The organism is Streptomyces sp. NBC_00287 (assembly GCF_036173105.1).
Classification (GTDB): Bacteria; Actinomycetota; Actinomycetes; order Streptomycetales; family Streptomycetaceae; genus Streptomyces.
Window position 1 is genome coordinate 9,338,264 of sequence record NZ_CP108053.1, and the last position, 16,045, is coordinate 9,354,308.

General features: G+C 69.4%; 14 protein-coding genes and 3 pseudogenes. 6 read left to right on the plus strand and 11 right to left on the minus strand.

The genetic code is table 11. The features are described from left to right. Positions 1 to 229 precede the first annotated feature (229 nt). The 5 genes and pseudogenes from OHT76_RS42545 to OHT76_RS42565 form a co-directional block, all read right to left on the minus strand. The gene (locus tag OHT76_RS42545) at positions 230 to 1,207 is read right to left on the minus strand and encodes a hypothetical protein (protein WP_328876227.1); all 978 of its coding nucleotides are present in this window, start codon (positions 1,205 to 1,207) and stop codon (positions 230 to 232) included. Between the two features lie 328 nt (positions 1,208 to 1,535). Then, complete coding sequence (locus OHT76_RS42550; protein ID WP_328876228.1) at positions 1,536 to 1,685, minus strand: hypothetical protein; 150 nt, start codon at positions 1,683 to 1,685, stop codon at positions 1,536 to 1,538. A gap of 128 nt (positions 1,686 to 1,813) precedes the next feature. Then, complete coding sequence (locus tag OHT76_RS42555; RefSeq protein WP_328876229.1) at positions 1,814 to 2,161, minus strand: hypothetical protein; 348 nt, start codon at positions 2,159 to 2,161, stop codon at positions 1,814 to 1,816. 131 nt (positions 2,162 to 2,292) lie between these two features. Then, positions 2,293 to 2,566 (minus strand): annotated as a pseudogene (locus OHT76_RS42560) (transposase); the annotation flags it as partial. Between the two features lie 161 nt (positions 2,567 to 2,727). After that, a complete protein-coding gene (locus tag OHT76_RS42565; protein WP_328876230.1) occupies positions 2,728 to 3,612 on the minus strand; it encodes a winged helix-turn-helix transcriptional regulator in 885 nt (294 codons plus the stop codon). 129 nt (positions 3,613 to 3,741) lie between these two features. On the opposite strand from OHT76_RS42565, the gene OHT76_RS42570 reads away from it, so the two are divergent. The 3 genes from OHT76_RS42570 to OHT76_RS42580 all read left to right on the plus strand — a co-directional run bounded on the left by OHT76_RS42570 (position 3,742) and on the right by OHT76_RS42580 (position 7,141). Further along, positions 3,742 to 4,998: an MFS transporter gene (locus OHT76_RS42570; RefSeq protein WP_328876231.1), complete on the plus strand. Its 1,257-nt coding sequence runs from the start codon at positions 3,742 to 3,744 to the stop codon at positions 4,996 to 4,998. Between the two features lie 310 nt (positions 4,999 to 5,308). Then, on the plus strand, positions 5,309 to 6,730 hold the full coding sequence (locus tag OHT76_RS42575) for a glycoside hydrolase family 5 protein (RefSeq protein WP_328876232.1): 1,422 nt from the start codon (positions 5,309 to 5,311) through the stop codon (positions 6,728 to 6,730). Between the two features lie 48 nt (positions 6,731 to 6,778). Beyond that, positions 6,779 to 7,141 carry a DUF6193 family natural product biosynthesis protein gene (locus OHT76_RS42580; RefSeq protein WP_328876233.1) on the plus strand — a complete coding sequence of 121 codons (363 nt, stop codon included), beginning with the start codon at positions 6,779 to 6,781 and terminating at the stop codon, positions 7,139 to 7,141. Here OHT76_RS42580 and OHT76_RS42585 read toward each other — a convergent pair. The 4 genes and pseudogenes from OHT76_RS42585 to OHT76_RS42600 all read right to left on the minus strand — a co-directional run. Next, positions 7,141 to 7,432 (minus strand): annotated as a pseudogene (locus tag OHT76_RS42585) (transposase family protein); the annotation flags it as partial. The gene OHT76_RS42580 and the pseudogene OHT76_RS42585 overlap by 1 nt on opposite strands. 78 nt (positions 7,433 to 7,510) lie before the next feature. Next, a complete protein-coding gene (locus OHT76_RS42590) occupies positions 7,511 to 8,338 on the minus strand; it encodes a hypothetical protein (RefSeq protein WP_328876234.1) in 828 nt (275 codons plus the stop codon). Positions 8,339 to 8,918: 580 nt separating this feature from the next. Further along, the gene (locus tag OHT76_RS42595; protein WP_328876235.1) at positions 8,919 to 9,062 is read right to left on the minus strand and encodes a hypothetical protein; all 144 of its coding nucleotides are present in this window, start codon (positions 9,060 to 9,062) and stop codon (positions 8,919 to 8,921) included. 438 nt (positions 9,063 to 9,500) lie between these two features. After that, positions 9,501 to 10,829, minus strand: coding sequence for a GAF domain-containing protein (locus OHT76_RS42600; protein ID WP_328876236.1), 1,329 nt, complete (start codon positions 10,827 to 10,829; stop codon positions 9,501 to 9,503). A gap of 283 nt (positions 10,830 to 11,112) precedes the next feature. Here OHT76_RS42600 and OHT76_RS42605 point away from each other — a divergent pair, with 283 nt between their 5' ends. Next, the gene (locus tag OHT76_RS42605; protein ID WP_328876237.1) at positions 11,113 to 11,688 is read left to right on the plus strand and encodes an IS607 family transposase; all 576 of its coding nucleotides are present in this window, start codon (positions 11,113 to 11,115) and stop codon (positions 11,686 to 11,688) included. Continuing rightward, positions 11,681 to 13,317, plus strand: a pseudogene (locus OHT76_RS42610) (IS200/IS605 family accessory protein TnpB-related protein). Before OHT76_RS42605 ends, OHT76_RS42610 begins: the two are co-directional and overlap by 8 nt. A gap of 6 nt (positions 13,318 to 13,323) precedes the next feature. Here the strand turns inward: OHT76_RS42610 and OHT76_RS42615 are convergent. Then, positions 13,324 to 14,187 (minus strand): LysR family transcriptional regulator, encoded by an 864-nt coding sequence (locus tag OHT76_RS42615; protein WP_328876238.1) that lies wholly within the window; start codon positions 14,185 to 14,187, stop codon positions 13,324 to 13,326. Positions 14,188 to 14,280: 93 nt separating this feature from the next. On the opposite strand from OHT76_RS42615, the gene OHT76_RS42620 reads away from it, so the two are divergent. Further along, a complete protein-coding gene (locus OHT76_RS42620; RefSeq protein WP_328876239.1) occupies positions 14,281 to 15,021 on the plus strand; it encodes an SDR family oxidoreductase in 741 nt (246 codons plus the stop codon). Positions 15,022 to 15,443: 422 nt separating this feature from the next. On the opposite strand, the gene OHT76_RS42625 is transcribed toward OHT76_RS42620, so the two are convergent. Further along, a complete protein-coding gene (locus OHT76_RS42625) occupies positions 15,444 to 16,019 on the minus strand; it encodes a hypothetical protein (protein WP_328876240.1) in 576 nt (191 codons plus the stop codon). Positions 16,020 to 16,045 lie beyond the last annotated feature (26 nt).

Consider the following 16,045-nt stretch of genomic DNA (forward strand, 5'->3'; position numbering starts at 1 on the left):
ACGTGATCGTGTTGGCTGCCGTCGAGTGCACTGTCGTGGGAGGGTCCGCGGTGGCAAGAGCTACAAGACGCCCGCTTCACGAAGACCGGCGTGCCGTCAACGTCCAGCAGCGCAGACCTCCCACCGGCGCCGTTGTGCTGAGCGAACCGTACGCCTGGTCGTATGACCGCCTGTGCAGGAAGGTTCGCCGGTCGGCAAGACCTGCCGGTCCCAAGGCGTTGACCGCCCTTCAGCCTGCCGCGTGCGGTGGTGCGGACGGGTGCGGAGCGCGGAACCAACGGACGGGATGGCCGCCGGGACCGTCGGTGAGCCAGGAACCGTCGCCCAGGGGCGCCAGCTCGTACGGGTTGCTCACCTCGACGGTGAATTCGCCGTTGAGCGTGCCTGTGCGTACGTCGACCAGGTGGTAGTGGAACCACTCCTCCTCGTCCTGACCCTCACCGCCCAGGGTGACGACGGCCGTGTTGTCGGTCAGGTAGCCGCCGCTCCATTCCACGAAGGACTCCTCCGGGTCGTACCCGAAGGCCTCGACGGGGAGGGTGAAGAGCACGTCCCCGCTGGGGTGGTGGTGAAAGGCCACGTCCGCCTGCTCGTGGTCCACGGTCATGAACTGCTGCCCGGACGGCGCCAGGTCAATCAGGCAGCGGTCCGACCACGGGTACGTCACGAACTCCGGTTCTCCACCCGCCCCGGCCGTGCCCCGGAGAATGACGGAGCCGTCCTGGCCCTCACCGATGTCGAGGTAGACGCTGCCGTCCGTGGGGTGCACGTGGTGGCCGGCGCCGTGCCCGACCGTCCCCAGCTGCCGGCGGGCGAGAATCACACCGCTATCGGCGTCGTGCACGACCCACTGGTCTCCGCTGGGGCGTCCCGCCATCGCGTCCGGCCGGTAGACCCACACCGTCCGACCGTCCAGAGACAGCGCACAGCCAGGCCGGTGGCCATGGCGTACGTCAGAGTGCGGCTCGAAGTCCGAAGCCCACACCAGGCCGCCTGCGCGCGTGAGGCAGATGACACCGTTCAGCGTCGTGTACACGACCCGCTCCAGATCGTGCCGGACCACCGACGTCTGGACCTCCTCGCCGGCCCGCGGCTGGAAAACCGCGGCGGGCTCCAGCGTCCCGCAGGCACCGGAGTCCACGACGTAGGCATAGATCCGCCCGTTGCGGTGGCGCGTGATGACCTTCGGTGGCGGCGTAGGAGTCATCCGCTGAGGCTAACCTCCCAGGTCAGGCCGACTGATATCAGGGGCGGCGTGCACACCGAACAAGGTGTCGCAGGCCAACTATCGCGCTCAATCTCATGAACGAAGCCTCGTTGCGTAGCCCGTCGCGGCGGACGGCGAGGTTTCGTTCGCAGCTTCTGAGGGCGATTCGGGCAAGCGCCAACAGCCGTACGTGAGCTGGTCGTTGTGGAGGGACGCCGCAGATGACGCGACTGCGCTCGCGGCGTAGTGGGCAACAACGACCGGGCGCTACCCGGATGCGTGCCACCAGCCGGACAAAAAGGCCACGGCACTGGCCGCACGGCGCTTGTCAGCACAGGCGGACCATGGTGACGACAGCGCGCCGGGTCGTCCCCGCCACGACCTCCACCAAGGCGTCACCGACGGCGGCCGCCGTGGTCAACCGCTGGGACAGCGCGACGCGTCCGCCAGGCAGCCGTACGGCGAGCGTCTCGGACACCTCCATCAGGGCCTTGGGCGTGTCCGACGGGTCGGGGCGACGGGCGCGCCGTGCACGGCCGAAACGAGAGAGCCCCGGGGCAGGCCGGGGCTCTCTCGTCTCACGGGACCATTCGTGAAGCCCTGGTCTCATTTCGCCGTTGGTACGCCGCCAATTCCCCAACTGTTGTCCACGGGCTCGTCGGTCACCGGGCAAATGACGAATGCGTCGTCCTTCACCGTCTCCGCACCGTTCAGACACAAGGGCTCGAGCGCAGTGCTGACCGGGACTGTCCAAACGGTTTGGGCGATGTCGAAATTGACATTGAGACCTTCGCCGCTCGTATCCACGCCGAGCGGTCCATCCGCGGAAGCCGACGGCGCCAGGAGGCCCAGGGCGAGCACTGGAGCGGTGAGCAGTGCGGCGACTCGGGCGCAGATCCGCTTGCGAGTGTTTGGCGACATTTTGTCCTTTCGGTAGATCGGGCTGGTCAGCACCCTTCCAGCACGATGTTGATCAGTTCCTCCGGGTGATCGTGTCCCGGCATCTCCACAACGACACGCGGCTGAGCGGGTGACGCTCATCGAGCCGCTGATCATCGGGTGGGGCCTTGGTTCCTTCTGGCGGGTTACGCGCGAATCCAGAGGTGAAGGGATGCGACGGTCACGGTGCCGTGAAAGACGTACGCTCTCTTGTCGAACGGCATGGCCACCGCCCGATAGACCTTCAACCGGCTGATCAGCCGCTCGATTTCGTTCCTGCGGACATAACGTGCCGGGTCGAAGCCGGTGGGCCTGCTGGTCACGGCGTTCGGGGATGGTGTGCGTGATCTGCCGGCGCCGCAGGTAGCGCCGATTTCGGCGTGATGAGTATGCTTTGTCGCCGCTCAGGTGATCGGGCCGGGGAGTTGAGGATGGCTCTGTCCGCAGGGTGCAGGGGCTGCGGGGGTCGGAGCGTGTCGCCGGCTGTGTCCGGTAGGGAACAGCTCGGGGCGGCTGGTGGGTGTGAGCGGCTGTCGCTGTGACGGTCGCGGGGGGTGGGTCCGGAGCGGTCCCCGCGCCGTTCAGCGGCCTGCCGCCACCTGCCGTACCACTGCCAGTGCCTCGCGCACGGCCGCCGGGATGTCCGTGACGGGGAAGCGCGCCTGGCGCACGACGCGTTCGCGGTCCACCACGAGCACTGCCCGTTTCAGTCGCAGTGCCTGCCCGGCGCGGAAGACCGGTAGCCGCAGAGCGGCGGCGAGGCGCAGGTCGACGTCGGAGAGCAGGGTGAAGGGGATGCCCTCCTCGACTGCGAACATCCGCTGTTCGTCGGGGCGTTGTGTGCTCACGCCGCGCACCTCGGCGCCCGCCGCGCGGAAGTCGTCGTACACGTCGCGGAACAGCCGGTTTTCCAGCGTGCAGCCGATGGTGCCCGGGATGTCGGCCCAGCCCTCCGGCAATGGGCTGGGGCGACCGGTCGCCGGGTAGCAGAACAGGACAGTGGCCACAGTCTCGGCCACCGGGTCCAGCGGCTCACCGTCCCGGTGCCCCGGCAGTTCGAGGTGCGGCAGGCGTTCGCCCTCCAGGCCCGCCACCCGCCGCGCCTCCGCACTCTCCTCGTCGGCCGTGCCGCTCAGCGTGCCGTCGCCGAGCAGCCAGCGGTCCGCCCAGTCCTGCATTGACAGCAGCACGGGCAGCAGCCCCCGCCCGCGCTCGGTCAGCCGGTACTCGTAGCGCACCGGGCCGCTCTGGTACGGCACCTTCTCCAAGACCTCCGCCTCCACCAGGTGGGCAAGGCGCTCGGCCAGCACCTTGCGGGAGATCCCCAGCTCCTCCTGCAGCGCGTCGAACCGGTGGTGCCCGCGCGCGGTCTCCCGCACCAGGAGCAGGCTCCACCAGTCGCCGACCACTGCCGCCGCCTGCGCGATCGCACAGGCGGCGTCCCGCTCGGGCACCGACCTGACCATGCGGCTCCTGTCTTGCGAATGCGGCGTTCCGTCGTGGAAACCATCTTGCGCCATCCAGTCAGTTCCGGATAGGAACTCAATCACAACAAGTAAGTTCCCATTAGAGACTCACTGGAGGTGGAGCCTCGCATGAGCGAGACACCGACGATCCCGGAGCACGATCGCCGCAGCGCTCACCACGAGACGTCGCCCCCGGCCGTCTTCTGGCGCTACTGGGCCGCCGCCACCGTCAGTAATGCGGGCACCGCCGTCACCGCCCTCGCTCTGCCCCTGATCGCCCTTACGGTCCTCGACGCCACCGCGCTCCAGGCCACCCTGCTCGCCGCCGCCGGACAGATCTCCTGGCTGCTGCTCAGCCTCCCGGCCGGAGTGATCGCCCAGCGGGTCCCGCTCCGCCGCCTCCAGGTCACCCTCGATCTCGTACGGTTCGCTGCCGTCGGATCCCTCCCGCTCGCCTGGTGGCTCGACCGGCTCAGCTACCCGCACCTGTTGCTCGCCGCACTCGTCACCGGCGCCGCGACCGTACTCTTCGACATCGGCAACTCGACCTTTCTGCCCGCCATCGTCCCCGCCCGGCAGCTCACCGCCCGCAACAGCCTGATGTCCGGCACACACGCCGTCACCGAGACCGCAGGACCCTCCGGGGGCGGCCTCCTCGTGCACGCCGCAGGCCCGGTCGGCGCGCTCCTCGTGGACACGGCCAGCTACCTGCTCTCCGCCGGGCTGCTGCGTACCCTCCCCGAGCGCCGCCCCGCCGCCCGTACCGGCGAGGGCACCCTGCGGCTGATACGCGAGGGCTGGACGTACGTGACGCGGCACCCCGTGATGCTGCCCTGCATGCTGTGGGCCACCGCCACCAACTTCGTGTGCGCCGCCCTGGTTGCCCTGACACCCCTCTACCTGGTCCGCGAGGCCGGCCTTACGCCCGTACAACTCGGCCTGGTGCTCGCCATGGACGGAATCGGCGCGCTCGCCGGATCCGCCGTGGCGGTCCGGCTGACCCGGCGGTTCGGCACCGCCCGGGGGCTCGTCGGGACCACGCTGGCCGGCGGCGCTGCCGCCCTGCTCGCCCCGCTGACCACGTCCGCAGCCGATGCGTACTGGTTCGCCCTGGGCAACGCCGGCTTCGCCTTCGGCGTCGTCATCGGCTCGATCGCCACCCGCACCCACCGCCAGACCGAGTCCCCGCCCGAGCTCCTCTCCCGTGTCATGGCCACCGTCCGCTTCGTCTCTTGGGGCGCCCAGCCGCTCGGCGCCCTCACCGCCGGCCTGCTCGCCACGTACGCGGGGACGCACGCGGCCCTGTGGACGGTGTGCACGGCCGCGCTCCTGCCGCCGCTGTACCTGCTCGCGGTCCCGGTGGGCCGCCGGCGGGACTTCGTCTGAGGCAGCCTGGTAGTTGAATGTAATGATTCGTGAGGGAGCAGGCTGGTCAGGACGGCCCGCGCAGGTGCCGGCCGTTGCAGGACAGTGGGCGGTTGGTGGTGAGGCCGCTGCTGGTGCCGACGCTCTTACGGTCACGAGCGGTGCGGTCACGTGCGCCTTCGGGGCCGTCGCGGTAGGCCTTCTGTTGTGAAGCGAGAGGGCTCAGCACCGCACCGGGCACCACCGCTCCTGTCACGGCTCTTGATGGACCGTCAGTTCTGCTGATGAGATCTCCGGCACCAGCCGATCCGACCCTGCCGGAGGTCCGCCTGTGTACCGACGTCTGTTTGCCGCGCTCGTCTGCTGTGCCCTGCTCGGAGCCGGTACCGCCGCCCAGGCAAAGACCTCACCCGGTGCCGGCAAGGCCATGGGGACCGTCGGCGCACCGCTCACCGCGGACATCCCCCGGATCACCGACGACCGTGGCCGGGTGCTGACCCTGCGCGGCTGGAACGTCGAGGACAAGGTGCACCGCGGGGAGCAGGCGCTCTCCGCGATCACCGAGCGGCACTTCAAAGACCTGCACCGCAACGGCTTCAACTTCGCCCGGCTGCTGGTGTTCTGGGACGACCTGGAGCCCGAGCCCGGCAGGTACAGCGAGAACTATCTGCGCCGGATCGAACGCATTCTGGACTGGGCGCACAAGTACCGCGTAATGGTGCTGATTGACGCCCATCAGGACGTGTTCGGACCTGCCTTCAGCCACCGCGGCATCCCCGCCTGGGCGACCAGGACGGATGGGCTGCCGTTCACCCCGCACCCCGAGGACTGGTTCTCCGAGTACTTCGAGCCTGCCGTGCAGCGGGCGTTCACGCACCTCTACGAGGACGCCGACCTGCAGCGCGCGCAGGCCGACATGTGGCGGGTCCTGGCCGGGCGGTTCGCCCACCACCCGGCCCTGCTCGGCTACGACCTGATCAACGAACCCATGGGTGAACTGCGCCCAGGCGAGGACCTGTTGACTGCGGCCGCCCGGATCGAGGCCGAGCAGATCACCCCCATGTACAACCGGCTGGCCGATGCGGTCCGGTCCGTCGACCAGGACTCCTGGATCTTCTTCGAGCCCACCCCGATCGTGGGCGAGGGTGTGCCGACCGCGCTCGGCCGCATCGACGACCCGAAGTCGGTGTACGCCCCGCACCTCTACAACACGGCGATGGAGGCCGGAGCCGACTACGACCCGGCGGCGGGCTGGATCGAGGCCTACGAGGCGGCCGTCACCGTCTACCCCCGGCAGTACGGCGTGCCCGTGGTCGTGGGGGAGTGGGGGCCGCTCAACAACGAGCTGCCCAACACGGGCCGCTTCTACCGCGACACGCTCGTCTCCCTGGGCCGCTACACCTCCGGATGGGCGGGTTACGTCTGGTGCTACGGCGGCGGCTACTGCGCCCTGGACGACACGGGTGCACTGCGGCCCAACAAGGACCGCACCGCCGCCCCTTACGCCGCAGCCGTCGCAGGCACGGTCACCGCCGAGAGCCACACCCCCGAGACCAGCACCTACCGCCTCCTCTACCGCGCCGGCCACGGCGTCACCGAGATCCGCGTACCGGCCCATCCCGGCGGCTGGCGCATCTCCATCACGGGGCCCGCTGCAACACCCACCCCCGTCCTGCCGGCCGACCGCGCGGCCACCGCCCGCGTCCCCGCCCGCCCGGGCGCCGAGGTGACGGTGGTGGTCACACCGCGCTGACCCGACGTTCGGCCATGCGACGCCGGGACGAAAGCCTTCCTCAGGGTGGTGTCGACTGCGTGGCGGCTGACGTTGGAGCGTTCGCCCCTGATCAGGCTGGGTGATGCCGAACTGGCCGAGGCTCTGTATGCGCAGCCGGCCCTGCGGGTGTTTTTCCCGTGGCCGTCGCACGGCCAGTTCAGCCTGCTGAGCAGTACCGCGGATCCGTTCCACGAGGAGGTTCCGCGGGTGGTTCCGACGGTAGATGGGCTGTGGAACGTGGTCACGCCGTACTCACGGCAGACATCGCAACGTCTGCTCGGTAGCGGCCTCAGTGCTCGTGAGGCCGCGGCGCTGGTGGCCGCGCATGTCCCGGCGGGCAGCGGCCCAGCCATCGAGGGAGGGTGGCCGGCCGACGGCGGTCTGGCCTGACAAGGGTGCCCGCGTAGGAGCCGCCAGGACTTGAGGGAGGCGACGGCCTGTTCGACGAGGGCACGGACCTTCGCGTGGGAACGGTTGACCGCCTGCCGTCCTGTGGACAGGGTCTCCCATCGGCCCCAGCAGGGGACGCGGACCCGGGCCGCCGACTCCGCGGTATCCATTGTCGGCCCAGCAGGGGATGCCAGTCCCGTCAAGTGCGTCGATGATGCCGTGCTCGACTCGAGGGCGGCTCTTACGTCCGTCGTGTATGGCTGCGGACAGGGCGGGTGAGGTCCACAGCAAAATCGCCATGCTGCGCGCTCACCACGATGGCCCGGTCCGCGGGGGACCGGGCCATCGTGGTGAGCGGCTGTGCCGGGGTCAGCCGGCGATTGCTGCCTTCAGGCTCGACGTCGTGCCGGTGGGCCGTTTGAAGGTGGCGGTTGCGTAGTACTCGTTGGTGCCGGCGGGGTTGGGTGTGGTCCGGGTCACCGTCGCGGAGTAGGAGCTCGTCCGCTTGGTGCACGACGGGTCGCAGAGGTTGAGGGTCTTGGACGTGCTGACGCCGTCGATGATGGATCCGATCTTGATCGACTGCGGGATGATGTAGCCGCCGCTGGCTGGCGTGTAGGTGAGGCGGCTGCGCTCCTGGGGGATGTCGCGGTAGTGGCGTACCTGGTACCGCACGCACACCTTGCCGGCCGCGTATGTGGCGCACTTCTCGGCCGCCGTCTGCCACCTGCCCCAGGAGGCGTGGAGGTCCCAACCACTGCCGTTGCTGAACTGGCCCTGTACTTTGTACGGCCCGGAGTCGAGGGTCTGGACTGGGGACCAGGCGGAGGTCCACGCGGCGGTCTTCATGGTGCAGCCGCCCGTGCAGACCTGGGCGAGAGGCTCGCCGGTGTACCAGTGATAGGTGGTCGGCTTCATCCCGTAGCCGTTGACGGGGGAGAGGATCACCCTTCCCCGCCAGCCGGTGACCGAGCCGGTGTCGGTGACGCGCTTCTGCACCTCGGCGCAGATCTGCCCCATCGCAGTGACACCGTCGACGTCGGTGTACGACTTGCAGACCTTGTCCATCGCCTGCCAGGTGGTGGCGGCCGAGGCGCTGGAGGCGCCGGCGACGGTCCCGGCGCCGACGAGAGCGGCGGTAACGGCGAAGGCCGCCAGGTTCCTTCTGACCCTTCGTGTTGTTGCGGTGATGCGCACAGTTCCCCGATTCATCTCTGTGGTTGCTGAGGCGGCTGTGTGACGACAGCCGACTCGTGTGCCGATTCCTTACCGACGCCTGGTTGGGTCGGATGGGTTCCATGGGACCGTGGCGCAGCCGGTGTCCCGGGCGTGGCCGGGGCGACTGCAAGTTCCGTGGTGGTGTGGTCAGTTCGGATAGTTGCCGGCTGGGGTGGGCAGAGGCACAGGCAGGGGCTTCATGATCATTGCGGTCCTGTACAAGCTGGCTCCGGCGGCCGACGGCCGGAACCAGGTCGCGCTGTGAGAGCAACGCCGTACCCTCGCCACCTTCTTGGAAGGCTGGGACGTGGCGGGCGGGGGAGCACCGTCGTAGCCCGGCCCGGACGCCTGGCACGGCCCCGGCTGTCGGTGGTGGCTGGGAGGCCGGAGCCATGGACAGGGACGAGGAACTGCTGCGCGGCCGGATCTACGGCGAGGACCACGATCATCCCCGGCCCGGCCACAAGACCGCCCCCGGGGGCCACTTCTGACGGACACTCATCTTCCGATCAAGCCCCAGAGGCCACAGGGCTCGTTCCGATGGGGCCAGGGAAGTCGTTCATAGCCGCACGGGCGGGTACGAGCAGCCGTGCATGCTGACGGCAGAGGCGGGCGAGGCGCTCACGGTCACAGCGCCGACGGCGAGGGAGGCCATGGCGAGGGAGGCGGCACCCAGGCGGGTACGTGTCGTGCGGAGAGTCATGAGTGTGGATTTTTTCCTCAACTCGGTACGTCTTTCCTTGGTGAGCACTGCCACTCCACGCGTCAATTGGCAGGAGTTTCACTGCCACCTCAAGAGCGACGGCCTCGACCATGGAGCTTAGAGTCGTCGTGGGCTACGGACTTTGTCATTCATGCAGGAAAATTTGTCCGTGGTGCACCGCTTCAAGTTGACGTCGCATCAGGTGAGGGGCCCGTGTGTGCCCGTCGAAGCCGCTGCGCAGCGAGAGAGCATCCCGCCAAAGTGATGTCGGGAACCGTCCGTGTCGAGTGGTGGCTTGTGGGGGAACGGGCAGAGGTATTGTCAGGCCGGCTCTGTGACCGATGCAGACGAGGGTCTGCCTCATGAGCCCGGTCCTGGCCAACGCCGCTCACGCGACGACTCTGCTGCGAGCCCTGCTTGTGCTGACCCGCCTGGAAATCAGCCGCTGACAGATCCCGACGCGCCTGCCGCCCCAGCCCAGACGAACACCCCCGGCACCACCTCCGTCAGCCATCGGATGATGTGGTGCTGCCGGAGTTGTACCAGCAGATCGTCGAGGTGGTGAGGACGACAGGGGGGTCGGGGCTGCGGGCGGTCGGTGTGTACGGCGTTGGACACAGGGGTGCTGCCGAAGCATGTCGAGGGCATGCGGGGGAAGTTGAATCGACTGGTCGAGCGGGGGAGGCGTGGCTGGCTGCTCGGCCAGCGCAATCCGTCTGCACGGTGACCTCCAACTTCGCCAGGGCCTATTGCCTCCGGGAGCCGCCGTGTCCACCGCCCTCCTGCTGCACCACCACGTCGTCGGACCGGTGGACGCTCCGCCCCTGATCCTCGGCCCGTCCCTGGGCACGGGAGGGCAGGGACAGCACGTCGTACCAGTCGCCGCCGATCTCCGCACCGTCGCCCGCCGGAAGGTAGGCGCCGGCGGTCTCGGCGGCCGCGGTGTCGGTCCGGAGGGAGCAGCCGTTGCTGCAGGGCGACAGCCGCGCGGTGCTCCCGTGTGTAGCGGCGGGCGTTGTCGATGGCGAGAGCGGCCCGTGAAGCGATCTCGGTCAGGAGGTCCGCGTCTTCCCGGGTGAACGGATCGGGCCGGTCGATGTGCCAGACCGTCACGTCGCCGAGCAGGAAGCCGCGGGCCCACAGCGGTGCCAGCATCACCGAATGGAAGGACTTCGGGAGGAGGCGCTCGGCCAGCTGCGGATCGCCGAGCCTGGCGATGAGCTCGTCACGGCCGACAACGACAGTCCTGCCCTGCTGGAGGTTACGCAGCAGCGGGGAGTCGGGGACGGGGGGAATCGGGTCACCCGGGTCGATGCCGGCCACCGGCCCTCCGGAGGCCGGGGCCACCGCGGCGTGCCGCAGATGAAGATCGCCTCCCAGCCCCCTCGGCGGGTCGGCGCCGTCGAACACGGCCTGCGCGAGCTCCACTCCCGCGAGATCTCCGAGGGCGGGCACGAGCAGGTCCGCCAGATCCTTTGCGGTGCGTCTGACGTCGAGGGAGCTCCCGAAGCGGGCGGCCGCCTCCTGGGCCAGGTTCAGGCGCCGTCGAGCCCGCAACTGCTCGGTCGTGTCCATGAACACCACCGCGACACCCGTGGGGCGCCCCCGAGGGTCCTCCAGCCGGAAGGCGGACAGCGACAGGCCCCACTGCCGTGTGGGGTCCTCCCGCAGACGCAGCCACTGCTCGCTGAGGATCACCGGTGCGCCCGCTTCCAGGACCTGGCGCAGTGCCGACTCGATGTCCTCGGCGTCCTCGGCGGACACCACGTCACTCAGTCGACAGAGACGCCACCGACGACGAGTGATGCGGCAGTGCCGTACGGCATCATCGGCGCCCCGGAAGAGGCTCCGGGAGTCGTCTCTCTCCGGACGGGGTCGTGACGGCTTCGCGGAGCCGCTCGGCCTGTGGGCGGGTGTCGCTGGGGGGAGGCTGGCGGTGTGTCGTCAGGGTGATGGCGACCAGGGAGATAAGAGAGGGGTCTTCAACTGCTGGCCGTCGAAGTCGGGTAGGTGAGCGTAACCATGAATGAGTGAGTGTCGTTGTCAGAGCGTGAATTTGACGGAGTGGGCGAGGACGCAGGGCGTGCATCCGCAGACCGCGTATCGCTGGTTCCGTGAGGGGACGTTGCCGGTACCGGCTCAGCGGGTCGGGCCGCGCACGATCCTCGTGAACATCGACGCCAGCGCGGCCGCGGAAGTCGTGGGCGGTCTGGGCCTGTATGCCCGCGTGTCCTCCCACGACCAGGAGGAAGACCTGGAACGCCAGGTGGCGCGGCTGGCCCGTTGGGCAGCCACCACGGGCGGCCGTGTGGTGCGCGTGGAGTCTGAGACCGGCTCCGGGATGAACGGTTGCCGGTCGAAGGCGAAGCGGCTGCTCGCCGATCCTGCGGTGACCACGGTGGTGGTGGAGCATAAAGACCGGCTCGGGCGGATGAACGTCGAGTTGGTCGAAGCGGCCCTGTCTGCGACCGGCCGCCGCCTGGTGGTGCTGGACGACGGTGAGGTCGAGGACGACTTGGTACGGGACATGGTGGAGGTTCTGACGTCGTTCTGTGCCCGCCTGTACGGTCGCCGCTCGGCGAAGAGCCGTGCCCACAAGGCGCTTCAGGCCGCCGAGCATGGATGACCAGCGCAGGCCTTTGCGGCCGATTGATCCGCCGTTCGTCGCCCTCGGCCCGTCCGGCGTAGCGATCCGCACCCGGCTCAAGGGCCTGACGGCCGACGATGACAAGGTACTGCGGGCCGTGGGCGTGCATCTCGGCTCGCTGGCGTCGAAGGACCTCAAGCGCAGGTGTGCTGATGGGCTGGAGCACTCCACCAAGACGTGGGCGGCCCGTAAGCGGGAGCTGACTGAGGAGTCTTCCTCGCGTTGGGCGGGGAGCATCACGAAGGCCACGCACGATCAGTGGGCGCTGTCCCGCAGGTCCCAGTTGGCGCACATCCAGGGCCTGGAGGCCGGTATCCGCACGGTCGCGCACCGCCTGTCGCTGCCGGTCGGGCAGAAAGGCACGAAGCGGGCGCCGGGCGGATACCGCACGAAACAGGAGTGGTTCGTCAAGACACGGCGCCTGCATCTGCTGGAAGACCGGCTGGAGCGTGAGCGGGCCGACCGCGAAACGGGACGTGTCCACGTCGCACGCGGCGGGAAGAAGCTGGCCCGCAACCGGCATAACCTCGACGCCGCGCAGCTCACCGAGGACGCGTGGCGTCGGCATTGGGAAGCCGAGCGCTGGTTCCTCGCCGCTGACGGCGAGTCCGGCAAACGCTTCGGCAACGAAACGATCCGCGTCACCCCGGACGGTCAGGTCAGCATCAAGCTGCCGGCGCCGCTCGCACACCTGGCCAACGCGAGGCACGGCCGATACGTCCTCATCGGCACCGTGCAGTTCCACCACCGGGGCGATCAGTGGGCCGACCGCGTGGCCGCGAACCGTGCCGTTGCCTACCGCATCCACCTGGACGTGGAGCGCGGACGCTGGTACCTGACCGCGTCGTGGACGATCCCGCCAGTTCAGACCGTGCCCCTCACTCAGGCCCGCACCGGCGGCCTGATCGGCGTCGACACCAACGCTGATCACCTCGCCGCGTGGCGGCTCGACGCCCGCGGCAACCCGTGCGGCGAGCCCCGCCGCTTCTTCTACGACCTGTCCGGCAACGCCCGGCACCGGGACGCTCAGGTCCGGCACGCCCTCACCCGCCTGCTGCACTGGGCCAAGCGGTACGGCGTGCCGATCGCGGTAGAAGACCTCGACTTCGGCTCGGAGAAGACCCGGGAGAAGCACGGACGGCGCAAAAGGTTCCGCAAGCTCATCTCCGGCATGCCCGGGGCCAAACTGCGAGCCCGGCTCGTGTCCATGGCAGCCGAACTCTCAATCACCCTCGTCGCCGTGGACCCGGCGTACACCTCCCGCTGGGGCGCTGAGCACTGGCAGAAGCCCCTGGCCTCGAAGAACCGCAAGACCAGCCGACACGACGCGGCGAGCGTCGCGATCGGACGACGCGCCCTCGGGCACCGTATTCGGCGACGGACGGCACCGCCCCACGACGACCAGAGCGATCGTCGTGGGCATCGGACCGCCCAGGCCGGACACGGTGACCGAGGGCGGGAGGAAACCCGCCCCCGCATTCCCGGACCACGCACACGATGCGTGCCACCGGACGCGGAGCGAACGCGGGCGACCAGGACACCCAAAACCGTTCGGGTGTCCGCAGTGACCAGGTTTGGGTCCAAGACTCACTCCTGCTCACTGACTAGGAACGGTCATAGCTGTGTGGCCGTGCGGATCAGCCTGGCGAGGGCGAGGGAGCGGCTGTGCGCGGGCCAGGCGATGTGTGTGACGACGGGGGGTGCGTCGGTCAGGGGGACGGCGGCGTGCTCGGCCCACAGCCAGGCGCGGGCGGAGTCGGGGAAGACGGCCATCGTGCGGCCGAGGGCGATCAGCTGGGCCAGCTGCGTCTGGTCGCGGACCTCGGGGCCCGGGCCGGGTGGGTACGTGCCGTGGCGGGGCCAGCGGGCCAGCGGAAGATCGGGGAGGTCGGTGATGTCGGCCAGGGACAGAGTCCTGTGCGCGGCGAGGGGGTGTCCGGCGGGCAGGATGGCGATCTGCCCCTCGGACAGCAGTTCCTCGCTGTCGAACCCGGCGAGGGAGTTGTAGGGCGCGTGCATGAGCGCCACATCGGCGCGGCCGTCACGCAGCATCTCCTCCTGCTCACACGTGCCGCTCGGCAGCACCTCGATCTCGGCGGCGTCGGGCTCGGCCGCGTAGGCGTCGAGGAGCTTCAGCAGCAGTTCGTGAGAGGCGGCGGCCTTCACCGCCAGTACTAGGCGGTTGCGGGGGTCGCCCGGAGTGTCGGCGCCACCGGCGCGGCGGGTGCGGCGAGCGGCGGCGGCGGTCGCGTCGAGGGCCGCGCGGCCCTCGTGCAGCAGTATCTCTCCGGCGCCGGTCAGGGCGACGCCGCGGCGGTTGCGTTCCAACAGGCGGACGCCGAGGCGCCGCTCCAGCTGCTGGATCGCCCGGGACAGCGGTGGCTGGGCCATGCCGAGGCGCTCGGCGGCGCGGCCGAAGTGCAGTTCCTCGGCGACGGCCAGGAAGTACCTCAGCTCGCGGGTCTCCAAGGTGTCCATGGCCGCAACCTACCTCGGTGATACCTGCCGGGTATGATAGAGCACCGTATCGGTGTTGGATGCGCCGCTGGTCCGCGAGCGAGCATCAACGGCATGAGCGAAACGAAGATCGCGCTGGTGACCGGCGCGAACAAGGGAATCGGGTACGAGATCGCGGCGGGTCTTGGCGCCCTCGGGTACCGCGTGGGCGTGGGAGCGCGCGACGAGGCACGGCGCGGGAGTGCCGTCGAGAAGCTGCGCGCCGCCGGGGTGGACGCGTTCGGGGTGCCGCTGGACGTGACCGGCGACCGGAGCGTCACCGAGGCCGCGGACCTGATCGAACGGCAGGCCGGGCGCTTGGACGTCCTGGTCAACAACGCCGGCATTTCGGGACCGCCGACGGGCCCGGGGTGGGGGCAGGACCCGACCGTGCTCGACCTCGACGTGGTGCGCACGGTCGTGGAGACCAACGTCCTCGGTGTCATCCGGGTGACCAACGCGATGCTGCCGCTGCTGCGGCGCTCGACGTCGCCCCGCATCGTCAACGTCTCCAGCTCCGTCGGCTCCGTGGCCCGGCAGGCGGACCCGGACATCGAGATCGGCCCTGTCATGGCGGCCTACGCGCCGTCGAAGTCGTTCCTCAACGCCGTCACCGTGCAGTACGCCCGACAGCTCGCCGATACGGACATCCTGATCAACGCCGCCTGCCCGGGCCTGGTCGCGACCGACTTCAACGGCTTCTACGGGCCCCGCACTCCCGAGCAGGGCGCGGCCACGGCGATCCGGCTCGCCACGTTGCCCGACGGCGGCCCGACCGGCTCCTTCTTCGAGGACGACGGAATCATCCCCTGGTAGCCCCGATCGTGTGGTCAGCGTCGGCTGTCGCCGGGCGCGAGCAGGCCGTGACTTTGGCAATCACCTCTGCCGAGGGACGGAAGTGGCAATGTACGCCCTCGGGCTTCGTGTGACCGGATCTCGTTGACAGCAGCAGGCTCGGTCTGGGCTCGCCCAGGTGCGCGAGCCCGGAATGCCTCCACAGGTGCAGGTCCCAGCCCTGAGTCCCTCAAAGCCTGGCCGACGGCAAGGCGCGGTTGCCCCAGATCGAGGCAACTCGGCGTCGCCTTGTCCATGAACGGGTTTGACCGGCCGACCCGTGGTCGGCGAGGGGTTGGACAGCGGAGGGTTGCTCACCCGGGTTGTTCGGTGAGGTGAGTGTGTTGATGTGCCCTGGTCGTGCCGTCGTGGCCTGGCGGAAGACATAACCGGAGCCGCGGCCCTCACGCCGGCTGGAGCGAGGGCGTGGCGTTTCCCGAGGACATCTCGTAGGCCGCCAACAGCCGTTCGGTGTCGGCCATCTGCTTGAGCCAGCTGTCGCGGACCACGTCGATGCCGGTCTGGGGCTCTTGCAGGGATGCCAGGTATCCGGCGATCTGGGCGCCCCCGGGACCCGCCTGCTCGTGCAGTTCGATCATCCTGGCCACGAGCTTGGCCTGCATGCCATAGATCGGTATCTGCGGGCCGCGCGGGGCGATGAGGCCGATGAAATAGAGCTTCTCCACGGCTTCCGTCACGGTCCCGCCCGCGTAGCGCACCGGTGCCCCGCCGGCCCAGCGGAACAGGGAGTCGTCGAGGAACGGGAGTCGGACGTTGAAGCCGGTGGCCCACAGGATGGTGTCGTAGTCGCGGGCCGTGCCGTCGCTGAAGTGGACAGTGTTGCCGTCGAAGCGCTCGATGCCGGGGCGGACGGAGATGCGGCCGTGGTGGATCCAGTACAGGAGAAGGTCGTTGACGACCGCGCGGCCATCGGCGAGGGTGGCGCCCTCGGGGGCGGGCATGCCGGGGTAGGCGTTCAAGCGCGATCAGAGGAGGCTCCTCCGTG

What these genes read in the sequence shown, in the direction of transcription:
- OHT76_RS42545 (WP_328876227.1), bottom strand. Translation starts at nt 1,207, where the DNA reads ATGACTCCTACGCCGCCACCGAAGGTCATCACGCGCCACCGCAACGGG.
- OHT76_RS42565 (WP_328876230.1), bottom strand. Translation starts at nt 3,612, where the DNA reads ATGGTCAGGTCGGTGCCCGAGCGGGACGCCGCCTGTGCGATCGCGCAG.
- OHT76_RS42570 (WP_328876231.1), top strand. Translation starts at nt 3,742, where the DNA reads ATGAGCGAGACACCGACGATCCCGGAGCACGATCGCCGCAGCGCTCAC.
- OHT76_RS42595 (WP_328876235.1), bottom strand. Translation starts at nt 9,062, where the DNA reads ATGACTCTCCGCACGACACGTACCCGCCTGGGTGCCGCCTCCCTCGCC.
- OHT76_RS42615 (WP_328876238.1), bottom strand. Translation starts at nt 14,187, where the DNA reads ATGGACACCTTGGAGACCCGCGAGCTGAGGTACTTCCTGGCCGTCGCC.
- OHT76_RS42620 (WP_328876239.1), top strand. Translation starts at nt 14,281, where the DNA reads ATGAGCGAAACGAAGATCGCGCTGGTGACCGGCGCGAACAAGGGAATC.